Source organism: Tychonema sp. LEGE 07196 (assembly GCF_963890365.1).
Lineage (GTDB): Bacteria > Cyanobacteriota > Cyanobacteriia > Cyanobacteriales > Microcoleaceae > Microcoleus.
Map to the genome: position 1 here is coordinate 1 of NZ_CAWPRX010000208.1, position 20,007 is coordinate 20,007.

Annotated in this window: 17 protein-coding genes and 1 pseudogene; 11 read left to right on the top strand and 7 right to left on the bottom strand. The window is 44.7% G+C overall.

What is annotated here, in order from left to right; translation table 11 throughout:
* Positions 1–289: 289 nt before the first annotated feature.
* From AACV78_RS25925 to AACV78_RS25935, 3 genes are all read right to left on the bottom strand, one after another.
* Positions 290–1,132, bottom strand: coding sequence for a hypothetical protein (locus AACV78_RS25925; protein WP_339383798.1), 843 nt, complete (start codon positions 1,130–1,132; stop codon positions 290–292).
* A gap of 80 nt (positions 1,133–1,212) precedes the next feature.
* Complete coding sequence (locus AACV78_RS25930) at positions 1,213–2,145, bottom strand: beta-1,6-N-acetylglucosaminyltransferase (protein WP_194012444.1); 933 nt, start codon at positions 2,143–2,145, stop codon at positions 1,213–1,215.
* A gap of 2 nt (positions 2,146–2,147) precedes the next feature.
* The gene (locus AACV78_RS25935) at positions 2,148–3,179 is read right to left on the bottom strand and encodes a glycosyltransferase (protein ID WP_194012443.1); all 1,032 of its coding nucleotides are present in this window, start codon (positions 3,177–3,179) and stop codon (positions 2,148–2,150) included.
* Between the two features lie 435 nt (positions 3,180–3,614).
* Here AACV78_RS25935 and AACV78_RS25940 point away from each other — a divergent pair, with 435 nt between their 5' ends.
* Entirely contained in the window at positions 3,615–4,334 is a 720-nt protein-coding gene (locus AACV78_RS25940) for a DUF2786 domain-containing protein (RefSeq protein WP_194012442.1), read from the top strand.
* A gap of 33 nt (positions 4,335–4,367) precedes the next feature.
* Positions 4,368–4,568 (top strand): annotated as a pseudogene (locus tag AACV78_RS25945) (DUF433 domain-containing protein); the annotation flags it as partial.
* 339 nt (positions 4,569–4,907) lie between these two features.
* Here AACV78_RS25945 and AACV78_RS25950 read toward each other — a convergent pair.
* From AACV78_RS25950 to AACV78_RS25960, 3 genes are all read right to left on the bottom strand, one after another.
* Positions 4,908–5,624, bottom strand: a complete 717-nt coding sequence (locus AACV78_RS25950; protein ID WP_194012441.1) for a GUN4 domain-containing protein — start codon at positions 5,622–5,624, stop codon at positions 4,908–4,910.
* Positions 5,625–5,858: 234 nt separating this feature from the next.
* Positions 5,859–6,434 carry a hypothetical protein gene (locus AACV78_RS25955; protein WP_194012440.1) on the bottom strand — a complete coding sequence of 192 codons (576 nt, stop codon included), beginning with the start codon at positions 6,432–6,434 and terminating at the stop codon, positions 5,859–5,861.
* Between the two features lie 280 nt (positions 6,435–6,714).
* Positions 6,715–6,924, bottom strand: coding sequence for a hypothetical protein (locus AACV78_RS25960; RefSeq protein WP_194012439.1), 210 nt, complete (start codon positions 6,922–6,924; stop codon positions 6,715–6,717).
* A gap of 985 nt (positions 6,925–7,909) precedes the next feature.
* On the opposite strand from AACV78_RS25960, the gene AACV78_RS25965 reads away from it, so the two are divergent.
* The 6 genes from AACV78_RS25965 to AACV78_RS25990 all read left to right on the top strand — a co-directional run bounded on the left by AACV78_RS25965 (position 7,910) and on the right by AACV78_RS25990 (position 14,931).
* Entirely contained in the window at positions 7,910–10,543 is a 2,634-nt protein-coding gene (locus tag AACV78_RS25965; protein WP_228042463.1) for an AAA-like domain-containing protein, read from the top strand.
* A 428-nt stretch (positions 10,544–10,971) separates the two neighbouring features.
* Positions 10,972–11,595, top strand: a complete 624-nt coding sequence (ruvA, locus tag AACV78_RS25970; protein ID WP_194012437.1) for a Holliday junction branch migration protein RuvA — start codon at positions 10,972–10,974, stop codon at positions 11,593–11,595.
* Between the two features lie 183 nt (positions 11,596–11,778).
* Positions 11,779–12,048, top strand: coding sequence for a 30S ribosomal protein S15 (rpsO, locus tag AACV78_RS25975; RefSeq protein WP_194012436.1), 270 nt, complete (start codon positions 11,779–11,781; stop codon positions 12,046–12,048).
* 96 nt (positions 12,049–12,144) lie between these two features.
* Entirely contained in the window at positions 12,145–12,618 is a 474-nt protein-coding gene (locus AACV78_RS25980; protein ID WP_194012435.1) for a PAM68 family protein, read from the top strand.
* A 510-nt stretch (positions 12,619–13,128) separates the two neighbouring features.
* Positions 13,129–14,190, top strand: coding sequence for a 3-deoxy-7-phosphoheptulonate synthase (aroF, locus tag AACV78_RS25985; protein WP_194010459.1), 1,062 nt, complete (start codon positions 13,129–13,131; stop codon positions 14,188–14,190).
* Between the two features lie 180 nt (positions 14,191–14,370).
* Positions 14,371–14,931, top strand: coding sequence for a Uma2 family endonuclease (locus AACV78_RS25990; RefSeq protein WP_194010458.1), 561 nt, complete (start codon positions 14,371–14,373; stop codon positions 14,929–14,931).
* 105 nt (positions 14,932–15,036) lie between these two features.
* Here AACV78_RS25990 and AACV78_RS25995 read toward each other — a convergent pair whose 3' ends face one another.
* Positions 15,037–17,634, bottom strand: a complete 2,598-nt coding sequence (locus tag AACV78_RS25995; protein WP_194010457.1) for a dynamin family protein — start codon at positions 17,632–17,634, stop codon at positions 15,037–15,039.
* Positions 17,635–17,719: 85 nt separating this feature from the next.
* On the opposite strand from AACV78_RS25995, the gene AACV78_RS26000 reads away from it, so the two are divergent.
* From AACV78_RS26000 to AACV78_RS26010, 3 genes are all read left to right on the top strand, one after another.
* Positions 17,720–19,006, top strand: a complete 1,287-nt coding sequence (locus AACV78_RS26000; RefSeq protein ID WP_228042464.1) for a hypothetical protein — start codon at positions 17,720–17,722, stop codon at positions 19,004–19,006.
* Between the two features lie 69 nt (positions 19,007–19,075).
* Complete coding sequence (locus AACV78_RS26005; protein WP_194010456.1) at positions 19,076–19,414, top strand: hypothetical protein; 339 nt, start codon at positions 19,076–19,078, stop codon at positions 19,412–19,414.
* A gap of 152 nt (positions 19,415–19,566) precedes the next feature.
* On the top strand, positions 19,567–19,920 hold the full coding sequence (locus AACV78_RS26010) for a hypothetical protein (protein WP_228042465.1): 354 nt from the start codon (positions 19,567–19,569) through the stop codon (positions 19,918–19,920).
* Positions 19,921–20,007: the final 87 nt, after the last annotated feature.

Below are 20,007 nucleotides of genomic sequence, written 5' to 3' on the forward strand. Positions count from 1 at the left end.
CCCCACCCCCCCGCGATTTCGGGGGGGCTAAGACTTCATCCATAGCACATATGAAAGAAAAATGGTATAAGTCATTGGTCATTGGTCATTGGTCATCAGTCATCAGTCATCAGTCATTAGTAGGGGCGGATTTAGCTAATGATCTATGATACAAATGACTGAAAAATGGGCTAAACCAGCCCTCTTACTCTTGCTTGTTATAGGTAAATTCTCGGATATATTGACGCTATTATTTAAATTTATTGCCAGAGTTTTGTTACTTGTGATGCTGTTTCGCAGCCAATTTCAATTATTTTAAACGCCAGGGATTGTTAAGTTGATTTGGTAAAAATATTTTAGCAGTGCGATCGACTATTCGAGTCAAGAGCGATCGCGTCACGTTCTTTGCGTACTGAGGGCGATAGGGATAGGTGCAGTGCATGACTTTAATCGGTTTGTCGATCGCATAAGCATCTTTCCACTTATCCAAATAGTTGTAAACAGGCGACAATGTTTTCATTTTCGGTTGGACAAATTCCACAGCCGCCGCAAAAGCACCTTGGTCTTTCAATAATAGCACATTTTGGTTGGCTACTACTATCTCGAAATATTTATTAAAACTTTGGAAAAACTCGCAATTTTTACTGCTTTTCGTAAAAGCGATAAACCCGCCGTTGTATTGAATACTATTTTGATTTAGCGGCAATCCGACAGACTGCAAAGTTGACAGAATATCCTGCTTAACTCTTAATAAATTTGCCGCTTTAGCAATTGCTGGCTGCACATCTTCTGTTACCAACAAATCCACTTCATCAAGATAGTCGAAAACTTCATCTATTGGCGACAACAAACAAATATCGCAGTCCATATAAATAGTTTTGTCAAACGAAGATTCTCGGTATAAAGCCAGTTTAGCTTGGCGCGAGGCTAAAACCGGATTTTCGTGAGATGGTGCAGGTTTCAAGATGACTTTTCCAAATCCCTGAAGTAAAGGATATAAAATTTGGGGCACTCTATCTATTAAAATAATAATTGGTTCCTGGTGAAATTTCCTGACTGAAGCCAAAAAATGAATGCAATCTTGGAATGAGTAAAGACCTGTTAAAATAGTGATAAATCCCTTGGTTTCTACTTTCATTAAAAAATTAACCACTTGAGTTTTGCTGTTCGTTTTGTGGACTTTAGCGTTCAGGTTTTGAGGCGGACTAAATTCCTCACTACCAACCTGGCTTTTTAAGTAAAAATTAAGGCATCTAATTTGTCAAGAATTTCCGCATCTTGTTTGATGTCGAATTTGCGCGCAAAGTGAAAGTTGCCGTTAGTAATTGTCGCATAATCTTGCACTGTCAGTGTTCTTGGTGAACCTGCTATTGCATTTGTATAATCAATATAGCGTTTGTCGTCATTCACGAGATTTAAAGTTTTATTATTGACTAAGATAGTCTGGATGAAAGACTCTTCTGGGACTACTGTTTTTTGATAATAATCCACAAAATCCGGGCGATTATTAACAAAATCTTTGATATATGCAGCGCACTTTCTAGAGAGAGTGTACCACGCCCAGCCACCGTAGCAAATAAACCGATCGCTAAATAAGGTCGATCGGCGCGGTATCCCCACCAGCGGGCCGTAACTCAGGTAAAATTGCAGCGGAGTCAATTTTCGCACCGCCGACAACTGCTGAAACTCTTTCAAAAAATTGTAACTCCAGCGGCCGGGAATTCGCCAGTAACGGCAATAATACCGTTTGAATCCTTTCTGTTTGTCCCAAGGTATTCCCTCAGCCAAAACATCCCAATACCGAATAAAACCATCCGAGTTAGTTTTTGCAAGAAAATCTTCAGTTTTTGACAGCGGTTGAGTGGGATAATCTTGGCCTGTTAAATTAATCAGCCAGTCAAAATCAGAATTATTGGCAAACAACCAGTCAATCGCATTTAAATAGGGTTGAACTTGACAAGAAAAATCGGCGCGGATTAAATATTTTTGATTCGTCAACAAATGAATGTCTGACATTTCCTGCAGGGGAGTCAAGTCTAAATCGCATCTGTTAAAGTTGTGGTTGATGAGGATTTGAGAATTAGGACTAGATTTTTTTATAGTGCGAACCAGGCGATAAATTTGTTGGGGATTTTGATGAGTTTGGATGAAATAGCAAATTTTCACGGCTATTTTTCAGATACCAATTGCTTTAAGCGGTTTTGTAGGCGGTTTGCTTTCATAATTAGATGGCGGCGGGCTAAAAATATTTGCTGCTGCCAAATAGATGCGGTACACCAACGATAATAAGCAGGAACGGCTACGTTTGTCAAAAAATTGCGCCACTGCGAAATAATCTGGGCATTTGCCGTTTCCTGGGCTCTGATTCTACCATTTTCGATCGTGGCCGCGCGCAAATTACGATCGCCCCGCAGCATTTCAACAGCAGCAATCGCTTCCTCCGGCGAAGCTACTTCTATGTAATCAAGTTCGCTTTTGCGTTCCCTGCGGTATGCAGATTCGCGGCCGAGAACCGCCGGAATGCCCGCGTGCCAAGCGTTAATCAATTTTGAAGGAGGTTTCGAGTCAAAAGTGAGTTCGCCCTCAAAACTGCGAACAGCCACAATCACATCAACTTTACTGTAATCGTGCCAGCGATCGCACCCCACGACTTGCCAATCTAAACCCAAATCGCGGAGTTTTTCGCCCCAGGACGGTGCTTGCAATTCCGGTGCTAGACTGTCTAAAACGCCGAAAAAGGCTGCATTTTTAAATATTTCGCCCCGGCCTGCATCGCGGGGAATTAACCCTGGTTGCAGCCAAAATTTGAGCGGGTGACACTGCCATAACAAGGGCGATCGACTAAATAGCGGATCGCGATCGTTCTGCACTACTTGCAACTGAGCGTAAGGGTGAGGTTCTCTATCCACTTTAATACAAACAACCAGCAACTTCGGCAGCGGTTGTAAATTATCGGATAAAAAATCTCGATGGGACAGCACGATGCCTTCATCCGGCATAAAATCTATTAATTGACATGGCAACCCGTCCGCTTTCAAATAAAGATAAGTTTGCAGAGTCCAATCATACTTTCCCCGGCCGTACCTGCTACCCCAAGAACTCATCCACTGCCAGTATTCTTGAGGAATTTCTGGCATTTTTCCTACAGGCCACTGGCTTTTAGGAATGTAAAAATAAATCGGCGGCAAACTCTCATTCATTTTTTCATCCAGCCTGCTATTGGTCAAGTATCCATCGACTCATTTTCTATTTTAATACGCTTGGGTTAAAACTGCTTATACCTTCCAAAGATTCCTCGGCTACGCCCTACTATCTCGATGGCTTGGGGACTAGGAGGTATGGAGGAAATCTTCAACTATAACAAATCTTAAGTAAACTGTATTAGGGAAAAATGCAGCTTTTTGGTACAGACTATTTAGATGAATCAAATTATCTTCAAAAAACATCGCACTGTTACCAAAGAAGCTGACGTTTTCAGCGAATCTTGCGTGAAGACGCATCTTTTTGTTAAAAAATTCAGTTTTTGACTGCCCGCTAGGACGGTTGAAAAATATCGCACATTCCACGCTATAGTAAAATATAACTATCCCCAAATCGCTACCACGGCGTACTTTCACCCCAAAATCTATCGAACAATGGCAGATACAAGTATTGTTGAAAAAATCAAAAAGCTGTTAGCCCTCGCCACCTCATCCAATGAAAATGAATCGACGGCGGCGGCCGAAAAAGCTTCGGTTTTACTGGCGCAGTACAATCTGGGCCTCGCTGATTTAGGCCCGAATCACCAAGAAGAGATTGATGAAACCGGAGTTGAAACCACCTCGAAATTTGTGACTTGGAAAATGATGCTGCTGTCGGGAATTGCTGAAGCTAACGGTTGTACTGGTATGCGGAACACTTATACTGGTAATATGTTTTTGGTGGGAAGCTCTACAAATCTGATTGTTTGCAAGCACCTTTACGAGTATTTGAGTTCTGCGATCGAGAAACGGGCGAAATACCGCAAGGGAAGCGGCCGGGGATTGGCGTATTTGAATGCTTTTCGGGTGGGATGCGCCACAAGGCTGAGACAGCGATTGCTGGAACAAAAGCGGGAGATGGAGGAGTCTGGGATTCCGGGAGAGGGAAATGCGGCGGCGACTCCTGCGATTGTAGTGCGATCGATGTTTGAGAAGAATCAACAGGCGATCGCCGATTATTTAAAAGGCAGAGGGGTTAAAGTTAAAACGAGAACAGATTCTCAAGTCAGCAGCGAGGCTGGCTTTAATTCTGGCTATGAAGTGGGCGACAAAATTAGTTTGCAAAAGCAAGTGCAGCCGCCAGAGGATATGAAACAACTTAATGAGTGTGTTTGAGTTCTCGATAGTAGTTGTACAATTAAAAGTGCCATGTCAGACCGAGATATCACTAAGATCGTAACGATTGAACCGGGTAAGCGTGGTGGCAAACCTTGTATTCGATGCATGAGAATTACAGTCTATGATGTGTTGAAATATCTCGCTTCTGGGATGACTTATCAAGAAATTCTCGATGATTTTCCCTATCCCACCCAACAGGATATTTTAGCTTGTTTGAGTTTCGCGGCTAACATCGCCCTCAATCAAGCAATTCCGCCTCTTCAAAAATCAGTCGAGTCGTCAACTCCAAACCAGGCAATAACTCATCCGCGATCGCCATTCTCTCCATATAAACTTAACTATAACCATCAGGGAATTGGTTCCGATACCTACCATGACTCCCAACCCTCTCGCTAATTAATTCAAATATCAATTATACAAAATTTTCCAACTTTCCTAGAAGCGCGATCGCCCCTATTCGCTTCACCCCTCTACCTCTGCGAGCTCTGCGCCCTCTGCGGTTAAATCTAAAAAATCCATCTCCCCGCTAACTATCGCGGGCCGGCGATCGTCCAGCCCGCCCCAAACCCTTCACTTCACCCAAGCCCGATGACCCATCAACGCCGCAAACGGCCGCACTCCCCGCAACTGATTTGACAGCGGCAAATGACCCCTAGGCGCGCTCAAATCCCAAATAAACTCCTGGGGGTAGCGCGTCCAATTATTCCCCTTCTTCCAGCCAATTAGCGGCCACAATTTATCCCAATTCTTGCCCGAACTCATCCAAATTTCGCGCTGCACCGAAAAGCCAAATTTACCTTCGGAATGAACTTTCCACAGCACATTCATTGTTTGCAAATCCGCCACCGGCAAACTCTCAACTTGCGTAAAATACAGCCACTTTCTTTGCAAAGCTGTTTCGCCCGCCAATTCACAAAGCTTCTCTAATGTCAAGCGATCGGCTTCTTGAAATTCCTGTAGCGCCAATAATTGTTGCAGCGGAGTGTAATCAATGTTAGAGTCCGATCGCAGCGGCACAACTCCAGTCGGAAAATTTGCCTGCAAAAACTCCGTAGCTCTCACAGAATCAGCACTGTAAAGAATTTGGTAAGCCTTACCCATTACCGCCGTCGGTTCCTCCGACTTGCGTTCTAATAAAAATTCCATCAATACGTCCCAACCCGCATCTGCTATGTGTTGTTGCAGCAGTTGCAGTTGAGCTTTTTCCGAACCCGACCTCAACTGAGAGCGTAGTTCGGCTGTATCGGCCGCCGAGTCTAAAGGAGAAGTAGAAATCGAGTCAGTCATGGGAAACTATCAGCTATCAGCTATCAGCTATCAGCTATTAGCTGAAGCCCTGGTTTTGCTCCATTGTACAACGGTACTGACTTCGATTCACTTCTGTGTACTCCGATGGTTGCTCGTACCTTAGCGCCCTAACTCCGCCCCCGGCCAAGTCGAGAGTCGGTGGCGGCAATCGCAACCGCCCTTTACCATCAGAAATTTGCGATCGATCCCGTGCAAAGAAATTTCTTACCCAGCTTAGTCGTCCACGATCGACACCCATGCAGAGAAAGAAGGCGGAAAATAGTTGATGTCATATTCGGAATCTTCCCACTCTTTGACCCAAAGCGGTACAACGCCGGGGCTAGGAGTTGCCGCAAAGATTCGGTCTTTCGATTCGATCGAGTGAAATAGCTGTTTCAAAGTATCTCCCCGATCCAAAGCTTCGCTGAGGATGTCGTCCAAGTCAGGATCTACCCGTTTGACGCGGTTTTTGTCCTCCTCATCCAGCCACAGAAATTTCAAAGACTTGAGATCCCTCGGACTGAGAATGCTCTTGTAGTACACGCGCTTGAGGGTAGCTACGGGTTCTAACGACCGTTCGATCCGGCGAATTTGCTGAACTCGCAGGTAGTGCCATTCCGCTAAACGCTTGCGTTCCGAAGGCGCGAGAGTTCCCTTCCCGTTCGAGTGTTTGTAGTCATAGTTAATTAAACTGCAAGCCATATTTGCCAGCAGGTGAATTAACTGTTTTTCTTTGGGTGTCGCCTGACGCCTTTCCTGGGTTCTTGTCAATACGCGCTGTCTGCGGGTAGTTTCGAGAATATTTTCCATTGGATTTTTAAGATATGAAATACGATTGTGCCAGATCCGAATCCCGAACATCAGAAGGTAAGGAAATCCCAAGGTCGGGAAACTCCACCGACAGACTCGCCTCACCTCTTTATTTTCTCATTCACCGTTCTTGGAAGCTGACTCCACCCCCCGATCTTAGGTAGACTGATATTCGCGATCGACTTTTGACCGCCTCAAGCCGAGGCGGTTGCGACAACAAACATTACAACCACAACTACGATCGCAACCGCACTGCGGGCAAACCACACAATATCGCCAATTATTTCCTGCCTTTACCCGTTTTGACCTCTTCCTGGTCCCCATCCTCATTCGTTCCAGTGTAGTTGAAGTCGGGATGACTCCCGGAAACCGTCAAACTGCTGGCTGTTTTTGGTTGTGGGACGATCGCAGAAGCGCTGGCGCTACCTGCCTGGAAAAAGCCGACGCCCGCCGAGGCAATTACCCCTAATACTAAGATGCTGTTTTTCATGTTCGATGACCCTGATTTCCGTAGATTGGCACTTTTTGGCTAACCCGATCTGTCAGAAGTGGGTTGATGCAATAGCCCACTTGTCTTCTGATAAATCTACCTGCCATAATCAATTCAGACAGGCACACCCGCTTGCGATCGAAAACGCCAAAAGTGACGTGTTACTAATGTCCACGATCATCCACCAACCTGAATTTTTTGGGTAGTGGGGCTAAAGCCATCAGGGCGTCGATCCATCAGGGAGTTATGTCATCAGGGTGCTCATCTATCGGGTAGTTAATTCATCAGGGCGCATCTTCTACAATTAGCCACAGACTTAGCTTTTATAGTTGAGCGAGTGGTTGGCGGGCACTGACAATGCCTTTAAGAATTAAACTTTTTGTGGATTCATTCCAAAAAGTTTTTCCTTAAAAATCCCCGCGCTCATCGAAGTCGGGGGAGTGTCAGCAGCATGGAATTCCATGCTATCTAAGTCAACAAAAAAAACGCAGATTAACGATATCTCCCACTCAAGCAGTCCTCAGCCAAATGCTGAGGTTTTTTATTGCTACTCATTGCAGAGCATTTTTTTTCTGCATTCGCCAGACAAAGCAGAAGGCAGAGGGTTGACGGCATTGCAGTTATGAGTTTCCCTGGCATTATCATACCATCGGGTGAATTTTAAAGTATTATTGTCAAAAAATATGAACTTAATGCCGTTTTGATGTTTTCAATCCGATCGAGCCCAAAAAATAGATATAGTTATACTTTAATGTGAACCAATGTAAATAATCGGATCTCGGAGTCCGATCGCCCGCCCAACCAGATTTGAGGTCAACAGTTGCAAAGATACGGTAAAGATTGAGCAACAGAAAGTTTAGTTAGTAGACAATAGAGAAAGAGGCACAAAAATTTTCCACAAGAGTAAGCTGGCAATAATAATTATTGCAATTTGTAACCTTTCGATCGCACAGTATAGGGGCGCAGGATCTTGATGAATTCCCAGATGACAGCATTCGTCAACTCAACCTACCAATATCAAGTCGGAGGATATTTGCCTGCCGGTGCGCCCACCTATGTCAGGCGACCCGCAGACAGCGAACTCTACGAAGGACTCAAAGCCGGACAATTCTGCTACGTGTTGAGTTCGCCACAAATGGGCAAATCCAGCCTGCTAGTGCAAACAGCCAAAAAGTTGCAAGCAGAAGGTACAGTTTTTGCCGCCATCAACTTGAAAAGCATCAGCAGCCCGGATATCTCCCCCCAAAAGTGGTACGGGGCGATCGTGCACAGGATCGCCAGCAGTTTGCACCTCACAAACAGGTTTGATGCCATCAAGTGGTGGAACGATCGCGAACTGCTGTCGCCAGCGTACCGATTAGAGATATTTATCGAAAAAGTTTTGCTCAAGTCAGTTCGGCAAAATCTGGTAATTTTCATCGATGACATTGACAGCACTAGAAACCTAAATTTCAGTACCAACGATTTTTTTGCCACGATCCGGGCTTGTTACTCCAAGCGGGCAGAACAACCCGAATACGATCGCCTGACTTTTGCAGTTTTTGGAACAGCAGCCCCGTTAGAATCCATCCGATATCCAAGCTGCAACCCTTTTCATATTGGAAGATCGATTAATTTAAGTCCATTCCAACTCGAAGAAAGTTTGCCACTAGCAAAAGGATTGGCACTCAAAGCTTTTCGTCCCCAAAAAGTGCTCCAAGAAATATTATTTTGGACGGGCGGTCAACCGTTTTTGACTCAAAAACTTTGTCACTTGGTACTTGAATACGGGTCTTTTATTGGCCGAAATTGCGAAGCCCAGCAAGTCAAAACAATACTCAAACATCGAATTATTAAAAATTGGGAAGAATGGGACGAACCCCTACATTTAACAACAATTCGCAAACGCATTTTTCACAGCCGCTGCGACCTCACCAAGCTGTTAACCTCGTACCAGCAAATTTTGCGGCCGCCAGACCAGACAAAACTAGCAGAAGCGCCGGGATTAGCGGCAGATTACTCTGCCGAACAAATAGAATTGCAACTGTCAGGACTGGTTGTTAAAGTTCAGGGTAAATTAAGAGTCGCCAACCTAATTTATCAGTCAGTTTTCAATCAATTCTGGGTGGAAAAAGAATTAGGAAATCTGGCACCGTACCGCGAGGCGCTGGCAGCGTGGCTGGCTTCCGATCGCGAAGATGACTCGCACTTATTGACCGGAGAAAGTTTGCAGTCAGCCTTGGATTGGGCGGCGAACAAACAATTAAGCCAAGAACACTATTGGTTTTTGCATCCGGGAACTTTTCAGGAAAAACCGACCATCATTGTCCCACAAGTTGCAGACCGCAGTCCAGAAACCGATGCAGACAGCAGCATTCTCACCCCGCCCTCAGATAATGTTCAACCAGGCAGCAACGAACAGAGATTGTACGATCACATCGTCTTCTGCGTGGAAACAGAATCCCCCTCGCAGGTAATCGAGCGGTTCCGCAAGCTATTTATCGACGGTATGGGCTATCCCGATCGCTCCATTGAAGCAACTCTGTACAACATAATCTCCGTCAAGCGATCGGATCGGAACTTTAAATATATCCTCCACCGCTGCTGCTACATCCCGATCAACCGCTGGCAATTGCACTCGCAGAACAAATTTGCGATCGCCAACCTAATAGCTTTATTTAAACAGACTTCTCCCCGATTCGGGATGGAATTTTACATAGTCAAGCGCTTGCAAGAACAAATAAAATTCTTTACTAAAAGTCAAGAATTCCAGACCTTAGAGCGTTTAGTAAAAGCCGTAGAACAAGACCCGGAAGCCGAGCAACAAAATAGTCGTTACCCCTTGGGTCAATTGATTTATCGGTATCCTTATTTGTACGGGCATTCTCTGCTGAGCAAGAACAGCCTTGAGGAAGACCAGCAAACAATCAAAAAACTAGAAATTCAAAGATTGCGAAAATTTGAAAATAATTTATCTCAATATTTAAATTATTTGGTTGAGCCGAGAAATACAGAGATCGGAATTGTGGAACGTGCGCCTAATCCCACACTTTTGAACGATTCAGAACTGCACTTAGCTGTTAGGGAATTTGTCGGAAAAGTGGCAGGCGAGCGCACCCACAAAGAATCGGCTCAGTTTTTCTTAAGAGATGCCAGACAAACTCCATCTTACAGTTCATTCAAAGTTGATTTGTATGAATATTTAATCTCGGCAGTGGAGCCAGAATACGGCGGTCGTCAATTTAATGATCGCTTGTACAAGTACATCAAAAATACATTTTCAGAAAACGATTCAGGGAAATTAAATAATATATTGTTAGCTCGGACTTGCAACCAATTGTTCAATTTTTTAGTAGTGGAAAATTCCCAACATCTCAGTCACTACGTTTTTTACGACTTGGTGTACAACCTCGGCCCCAGCCGGACAATGGCTTTAATGCTCAAAATCCTGCTGCTTTCGGGCAAAGTTAAGCCTGAGTTGGAAAAGCGATTGTCTATTTTGTTCAATCACTATGAAGGTAAAGCTTCTGATGAAATTATGTGGTTTATAAAATCATTAGAAAATTTAAATGTGGCTTTGGCGGTGAATTTTGGCAAGACGGATTTGTCGTTGGTCAAAAAGCATCTTATTTTGAATTAAAAAATAACTATAGCCTTTCTCATAAAGATGAGATACTATCCGGGATTGGCCCGCGCAGGGCATAGGGCATTGGCCCGCGCAGGTCATTGGCCCGCGCAGGTCATTGGGCTCTAGCGTTGCGGAGGGATTGGGCATACCTCATATAAAATCCGGTTGCATCGGAATGATTCAGATATATATTCTAGGACTCTGTGTACTCTGTGTTCTAGCGCCGGTTAAATCACCTGACGATGCAACCGGAAACGATATCACCATGCGATCGAACCGCTATAATTTGATACAAAAGTGTAGTATTATTCAGTAAACAAGATTCAATTAATTGGTTTTCAAGAGTTGAAATTATCTGCGTCGATGGGCGTTTATCTACCTGACATCTGCGGTTTGCCCATCAATCAAATATCTATGCAATAAGTCTAGTAAGAAACAATATGATCAGCTATCTCAAAGGCACAGTAGCCAATATCGCCAAAGGCAGCAACCGCGTCATTTTGACTCTCGAAGTCAATCAAATTGGCTATGAAATCCAAATTTTACCCCGCGTGACCGGTCAATTGCCAGCTTCCGGCGAAATCGCCCAAATATTTACTCACCAGCAAGTGAAGGAAGACCAAATCGTATTGTACGGTTTTGGTAGCGCGGCAGAACGCGATTTGTTTAGGCAGTTGACGAGTGTTAGCGGTGTTGGTGCTCAACTGGCGATCGCCCTTTTGGATACTTTAGGAATGCAAGATTTAGTCCAGGCGATCGTTGGCGGAAACACCCGCATCCTCGCCAAAACCCCCGGAGTGGGCACAAAAACCGCCGAACGCCTCGCCTTAGAGCTCAAAAGCAAACTCTCGGAATGGAGACAGGAAGCAGGTTTGACAACTTCTGTCGCCGCCGGAGTCCCCGCAGCTATTCAAGAAGAAGTCGAGATGATCCTGCTGGCGATGGGATACACTGGGGCGGAAGTCTTGCAAGCCTTGCAAACCCTCAGTCAAGACAGCAATTTGTCCAACAAAGGTAATGCGGATGATTGGATACGCGAGGCGATCGGCTATTTAAGCCGATAACTAAATCAGTTGGCGACAAGCAGCCGCCACTTCGCTGTAGCGCAATTGACTTCCCCCCAAGGGGATTTAAACTCGCCCGATCGCCCGGTCAACCCTTGCCGCCAAAAAATCAACCCCCACCGTTCTCGATCTGTGATAAGATCCCAGATTGTGACATCGTACAAAAAAACCTAAAATCAATTCATGCCACTTACACAACAGCGCAAACTAGAAATCATGGGCGATTACCAAACCCATGAAACTGATACCGGATCGGCAGATGTCCAAGTCGCCATGCTGACCGATCGCATCAGCAAACTCAGCGCCCACCTGAAAATCAACCAAAAAGACTTCGCATCCCGGCGCGGTTTGATGATGATGATCGGCCGTCGCAAGCGCCTCCTAGCCTACATCCAAAAGGGAAGCGTTGAACGCTACAAAGCATTGATTGCCCGTCTAGGCATTCGCGGCTAAACATCAAAGCCAAAATTTGCGACAATATTCAAGAATCTTGGACAAAAACCAAGACCTATTGAAGAAATGTTCGAGAATTCAGGTTAGAGATAAAATATGTCCTCCGAACCACCCCGCCAGCGCTTACCGTTTGAACCGGTCACAAATCGTAAAAAAACGCCTAAAAAGCCCCCAGAACCTGAAACAAACGCAGCCTTAGAGTCAAATGTTGCCGACAAGCAGCCTCCAGCTAACAAAACACGAAAACAGGCGCAATCCATCCCAGAAGCAGTCAGCAAACGCATGATATCGCGCATAGCGGTATTTTGCGGCATACCGACCATTATGGGAATTTCCACATTTTTTGTGAGTTATTTGATAGTCAGCAAAGGCTTGTTTGACTTGCCCAACACAGCAGTATTGCTGGTAAGCATGGGCTGTTTTGGTTTAGGCGTATTGGGATTGAGCTACGGACTCCTCTCAGCTTCCTGGGATGAAGAAACTTCAGGAAGCACTCTGGGGTGGGAAGAATTCACTACCAATTTTGGACGGATGCGAGAAGCATGGCGCGCCGCTAAACCAAAAAGTTAAAAATCATTAGTCAGTAGTCATTAGTCATTAGTCATTAGTCATTAGTCAGCAGTCATTAGCATTTTGTAGGGGCGGGTTTAGAAGAGGATATATGATACAAGTGACTAAAAAAATTGCAAAATCCGCCCTCTGAGTCATCAGTCATCAGTAATTTAGCTAACAGACAAAATTACCAAAATTTCAAAGGTTTTTAGTAAAAACTTCAGTTTTTTCTAGGTAAAATTGCCAGCAAAGACTTTAGTCATTACTATAAACAGGTTGTTATATAGCAATCCTTGCAGGAGTCGTAAATATTTTTACCCCACCCCAACCCTCCCCGAACTCGCGGGGAGGGAGTAAGAAATTCACAAATGATTTAGGGTTGTTATAATAGATTTGGGCAATTGCTAACTGAGAAATGATGACAGGTGAAAGAATCTAGATGAATGCAGAATTAAAATTACATCAGTTTTTCTTCGTGCATCCGTGCCATAATCCGTGTTGAGCGCAACAGACCAAGGGAAAAAAAATATGATTATTGTCATGAAAGTCGGCACTCCAGCAGCCGAGATCGATCGACTAGACGAAGAACTCCGCACTAACTGGGGTTTGATACCAGAAAAAATCGTTGGGCGTTACAAAGTCGTCATGGGTTTGGTAGGCGACACCGCAGAGCTCGAAGCGATGCAACTGCGCGAAATGAGCACTTGGATTGAAGAAGTGCTGCGGGTAGAAAAACCCTACAAACGCGCTTCTCTGGAATACCGCCAAGGTGAACCCAGCGGAGTCGCGATTGCTACTCCCTTGGGAACTGTGACGATCGGCTTAAATCACCCGATCGCAGTCGTAGCAGGCCCTTGCTCGGTCGAAAACGAAGAAATGATTGTCGAGACGGCGATGCGCGTCAAAGCTGCTGGCGCTCAATTTTTGCGCGGTGGAGCCTACAAACCGAGAACCTCTCCCTACGCTTTCCAAGGACACGGCGAGAGTGCTTTGGGACTGCTGGCGGCGGCGCGGGAAGCTAGCGGTTTGGGTATTATTACCGAAGTTATGGATGCGGCGGACTTAAGTGCGATCGTAGAAGTAGCCGACGTAATCCAAGTCGGCGCGAGAAATATGCAGAATTTCTCGCTGTTGAAAAAAGTCGGAGCTCAAGACAAACCAGTTTTGCTGAAGCGCGGCATTTCCGCCACCATTGAAGAGTGGTTGATGGCAGCCGAGTATATCATGGCTTCTGGCAATCCCAACGTGATTTTGTGCGAGCGCGGAATTCGCGGCTATGACAGGCAGTATACGCGGAATACGCTTGATTTGTCGGCGGTTCCAGTGCTGCGAACCTTGACTCACTTACCAATTATGGTTGACCCCAGTCACGGGACTGGTTGGGCGCAGTTTGTACCTTCGATGGCCTTTGCGTCGATCGCCTCCGGTACTGATTCGCTGATGATTGAAGTGCACCCGAATCCGAAAAAAGCTTTGTCTGACGGGCCGCAATCGTTAACACCGGATCAGTTCGACAACTTGATGGAAGAATTGGCGGTGATTGGTAAAGTCATGAAACGTTGGCCGCAGCCCGTGCCAGTTTTGGCGTAGAAACAGGCGAAACGCCTAAGCTAAAATGCGATCGCGGTTAAATCCCCGACTTCTTAAAGAAGTCGGGGATTTTGTTATTCGGTTTTTGGAATAGAGGGAGAAGGGCGATCGCACTTCTAGGAATGTTGGGAAATTTTGTATAATTGATATTTGAGTTAATTAGCGAGAGGGCTGGGATTCATGGTAGGCATCGGAACCAAACTCACTTTAGCAGAATATCTAGCTTTGCCCGACTCAGATGTATATTATGAGTTTGTAGATGGTGAAGCAATCCCCAAAGTGTCTCCTAAATATTTTCATTCTACTTTACAGTTTGCTTTGTGTCGCCTGATTGGTGTCTGGTGTAAAAGTCGCGGGCGAGTGCTTCCAGAATGGGCGATTTTGTTAAAACGTCAGGGTAAAGATTGGGCACCTGTTCCCGATTTAACGTACATTTCTTATGCGCGTCTGCCGAAAAGTTGGCGGCGAAATGAAGCTTGTCCGGCAATTCCCGAACTGGCGATCGAGATTATATCGCCGGATCAAAGTATGAAGGAATTTGAAGAGAAGGCGAAAGATTATTTGGCGGCGGGTGTGACGCGAGTTTGGGTAATCGATCCAGAAGCTATTTTAATAAGAAGCTTTTTTCCCGATGGTTCAAGTCAAGTTTATACGGATAATACACCGATTGTGGATGAGTTGCTGCCTGGTTTGGAGTTAACAACTCGGCAGATTTTTGAAGAAGCGGAATTGATTGATTGATTAAGTTACCCACAGTCAGGACACGGCATTGCCGTGTCCCTACAATCAATCGGGGTAGGGAAACGGCACTGCCGTGTCCTCCGTATCATTCCGTTACTTATTGAATTAGCGATCGCTCTGATTTAAAATAGCCTCAATTTGATTCTGTACTTGTTCGAGTTCTCGGCGTTTTTCAGCCAGCCAAACTTTTTGGGACTCGCATTCTGCTTGATTTTGGCGATCGCACTTTTCCTGCTGTTCCAATAAATTTTCCCACACCGAGATCGCTTTTGACATCACATTATTACTCGTCTCAATTCGCTTCTCGAATAATGCAATAATTCTTTCTTGTATTTTATCAAAAATCGACTGCGAAGATTCATCAAAATTCTCAAACCCTAACTCGCAAACTTTTTCCTTGATTTGAGCTTTAACTGTATCGCCATCCAAGAAACTCCAGCCCAAACCTCCACCAAGACCCGCAACTATTGTCCCTAAAATTACTGGAATAATACCAAGTGGAAGAGCGATTAACACAGCAGCCGCGACAGCACCAATTCCCAAACCGCCCATGAATCCGCCGTCACCAATATCGTCAATTGATTCAGCAATCCCGCTCCCACTTGTACCAATCTCGCCCAAATTACCTGCCATAGCCAAATTATTAAATTGACTGACAAGGTTACTACTCAGTTGCTTATCGAACTTTTGAAATTCCTGCCGAATTGCAGAAATTTCTTCATCTATTTGACTATTTAAAGCTCCCATATTCTGTTGTAAAATAGACTGTACTTTTTCAGTAGCCCAATCTTCTATTTCTTGGGTGATATCTTCCACAAATTGATCTGAATAATCTTTAGTCAGCTCTTTTTGACTCCACATATGCGAATGATCAGAAGTCCAGAGAGCGCTTTTTGCGATCAGGCGTTGTCCCAATCCTTCCAGCCATTCATTCCAAGATTGAATAGCTTCTTCTACACATTTCTCCATCAGTTCATCCGCTAAAAGTTTGATTTTCACATCGCGACCGCTTGCTTCGGCCATCAGTTCAAATATTTTCAGTTTATCTCCTTGAGAAACTGTCAACTTTCCTTCTAACATTTCCCTGTATTGACTCAATTCATCGCAGCCAGTATTAATAATTTGCTTAATTCCGGCGACAGATTGCTGAAGTGCGATCGCCCCCCGTTCAACTGTCAAAAACTGTTCGAGAGATTTAGTAAAATCCTGAAAAGATTTCAAATACTCATTTTCCGTCCCGTTCAAAATCGCCTCAAGTGCAGATTGAGCCGAAATAAAATGAATCCGGTTTTCACCCGCGATCGCATTTTGACTCTTAACAATCGTTTCTACCCTTTGTCTTACCTGCTTGCGGCTTTCTTCCCGGCGCAGCAAATCCGCAAAATTAACTAAAATAAAAATACTCTTCGCAGCTTCATCATCTCGATCGGGATTCAACTCTTTTTTCAAATACAACAGCAATTCCCGCTCTTTTTCTGTCAAAGCATTTTGAGCGTGAGTCAAAAAAATCACCGCATCAGTTGTTTTGAGAACCTGTTCCGTAACTAAAGTGCGTTCCGCTTGTTCGTTCAATCCGGGAGAATCAATAATTTCTACACCATTGGTACACAATTCGAGATTCGGATGCTCGAAAATGATTTCTGTGATTTCTGACTTGACAATTTCATCTCCAAAAGAACCTAAAGCCGCTTCCTCAGAAATTGAGGCTTTATCTTTATATTGCTCAGGTGAAATCTCCTCCTCGCGTCCATCTGTATATTTGCAAATCACCCGCTGCTGCGGCCCATATTTTAAAACAGTCACCGTACCGCTACAGGGAATATCCCGCACCGGTTGAATTTCCTCCCCCAGCAAAGCATTGAGTAAGGTAGATTTGCCTTTGCTGAACTCGCCGACAACAGCAACGCGAAAACATTGAGACTCTAATTTACGAGATATTTTTGTGACTTCTTCTGTTAAACTAGCAGATAGCACGTTGCGATCGCTTCCATCTAGCAAAGTTAAATATAGTTTGCCACAAACAGCGTTCAGTTGTTGCCGATACTCCTGAAACTTTTTCAACTCCTGATAGGACGAAACTGAATGTTTGCGATTTTTTTGCTGTTTCGGTTTTGCTGGCAAATGTTCGATAATGTGACTGGCTGCACGGACAAACAAAGAATCGAGAGATTGAAATCGTGCTGGATCGAGTAACGAATGGACTTCTGCTAAAGCTGCTGTATCGCCGATCGCTCGATCGCTAAAACTCGCTTCCAAAACAGTCAAATATCGCCCAGCGATTCCGAGTCTGTTGGCGACGATCGTCAAATACTGTTTTGCTCGTTCCTCTATTGTCCCATCTGCCGCCGACATTTGATACCCAAAACTAATCAGCAGCAGTTTTTCCTCCTCAGAAAAACACGCAGTCAGCGCCAGCAACGCCGTCACTTTATTGTAAACTTGCCGGTCTTGCACGCTCTTAACCATCGGCCTTACAAATTGACCCAAACTGTTGTTAGCGGGGATAAGTTCCGTAAAAGTTGTCCGCAATCGCTGCTTTTCCTCAGCACTTACCGTACCGTCGGCATGGATGACTCCCAACAACACCGTCACCAGCGCCGCCAGAAAAAGCAGAGGCGGAGTAATATCCTCTTTTCGTAGTTTTTGCCCAGTCAGCAGCGAAACAAGCTCAAACGTTTGCGGACTAATTAGCGAAGTGTCCATTTGCAGGGCCTATTGATAATTTTTTTTTATTTAATGTATCATAATCTATTAGTTATTCTGTGGTTTGCTACCAGGGTAAAAATTGATGATGAACTTTGTATTTCCTGCAGCGGTACAGGCTGCGATCGAGGCTGGCAAGTACGTGCAAGTGTTTACATCCGCTGGAGTGCCGATCGGCATGGCGAGAGATGCAGCCACGGGACAGTTTGCGGCCCATGCCGTTGGCGCGGCCCTCAACAACAGCCCGCTATCGCCCTTAGTGTCTCCCGTGCAGCTTGTTATGGGCGGCTTGCAGATGCAGCAAATGCACATGGGTTTTCAAACCCTCCAAGCCAGTGTGGGCGTGCTGCAAGCGACTACAGCCGTCATTGGTGTGGGAGTTGCGGCCGGGGTAGCTTTGTCAGCGGTGAATTTGCACCAGACTTTGAAATTAAAAAAAGCTGTAGAAAGGCTGGAAGTCAAAGTTGAAAATGGTTTCATCAATTTAGAACAACTTGTGAAAGGTCAAGGTGCCCAAATTAAGCAATTAATTTCCGAAGTTGTTGCAGATATAAAATTTGAGAACCACCGTTTAGTTTTAGTGCGGGCTTACGGGTTATTCAATCAAGCAATTCAACGAATGCGATCGGCTTTGCAACTGCAAGATATCAACCGCCGCAATGCTGAAATTGATGCGGCGCGGGGGATGCTGTTTGAAGCTTTAGCAGATTACAGAAATCCGCATTTGTTGGCAGAAACCTGTGCGGCGGGACAGTTGCGGCGGTTAGAGTGCAGTTGGGCGATCGAGCAAAGTATTATCGGCACCTATCAGGTGCAGAATGAATTTGATGCTGCGGGCGATCGGATTTCTCAACTGCAACAACAAATCCGTCAAGATGGCTTAACAGTAATTGCTGGCTGCGACTCAGACGACGAACTAGATTTTCTGTTTCCAGAGATTGCGTGCATTCACGATCGCGATTTAGTTTTATTAGACACTTGGCAAAATCAGATTGACTGGATAAAATCTTTGCCGCCCAGTGAATTTGAAGAGCTACAAAGTGCTGATTTTGGTAAATCAAACTTAGCTGTTATTGGGGAGAAAAATTCAGCCGCCACAGCTTTAGCGATACCCGACGAACAGTTATTTTATGAAAGTTTGCGGCCCAAGTCTCATTTTTATGCGCTTCGCACTCAACTGGAACTGATGCTCGATCGGCAGCGACGTGAAGAGTATGAAGGTTATATCATTGAGCAAGGGGAAAATGCGGGTCATAAAAGTTTAGTATTGTCGAACTTGGAGAAAGCATCAGATTTGGCTGTTGCTAATTTATATTACTATTTCAGAATCCGGGATGAATCGGAAGAGGAATTAGAATTAGTTAACGCCTGAAGTTGAATCTGCAAATTTCAGGTTTAGACTTCCCATTTCTCAATCTATCAACTATGGAGGCATCGCAAAATGGATGAATTTGTTAGAAAAGCAGCAGCACTGGGATTACCCGCAATCATGCTGGTAATTGTGATGGGAACTACAGGTTTAGCAGGTGCCGCTGCAATTACAGCAGCTTTAGCAACGTTAGGCGGCCCAGCAGGTATGCTGGGCGGAATTGCACTGCTGGGAATCATCGGTTTAGCTACAGAAACATTGTCTAAGTATGGTCTTGAAGCAGTGCTAATCGGGATTTACAGACAGCGCCTTCAAAACGGAGAATTAAAATCGCGTCTGTGCGGAGAAATTCGTAATTTACCTATCTCTGGGGACATGAAACGCAAACTCGACGAAAAGTTGGGCCGTTAATAGATAGCTAGAATTAGGCTTGGTAAACCCTCTTTTGCTAAATAGGAACAGCATTTACGCACCAAGCTCTATCTGTAGGTGGGAAATGCCACCTTACCGCTACAGGGAGAAGTTACAAAAGTGCGATCGCTCAACTAAAACAGGGGGAACCATTGATTAAGTTTATTGGAGAAGTCGAATTGCGTAACCATCGCCGAGTCTACTACCTACAGGATTTTTACCGAGTAGAGCAAGTCAATCCAAATAGAGAACAAAAAACCTACTCTTGCGATATTCCTGACAAAGTTGTGGAGTATCTATACAACCAACTCAATGGTCGTACAGTCACAAAAAAAGATGCTTCTACCGTTCTCAAGCCAGTCGCCAACGAATTGAATCTACCCTATAGCGACAGTCATCAACTCGACTACTACGCTCAGGAAGTGTTAGTGGTACTGGTGGCATTAGGTAAAGCAAATTTAAGCAAAGAAGGTCGAGGCTACTTCTACACCATTGCCTATTCTTAATCCTCAATAATTGTATGCTAAGACTGCTAACTTAGGACTCCCTAAACAAAATCTCAAATGAAGACTGCACGATTCATATTTTTCTTA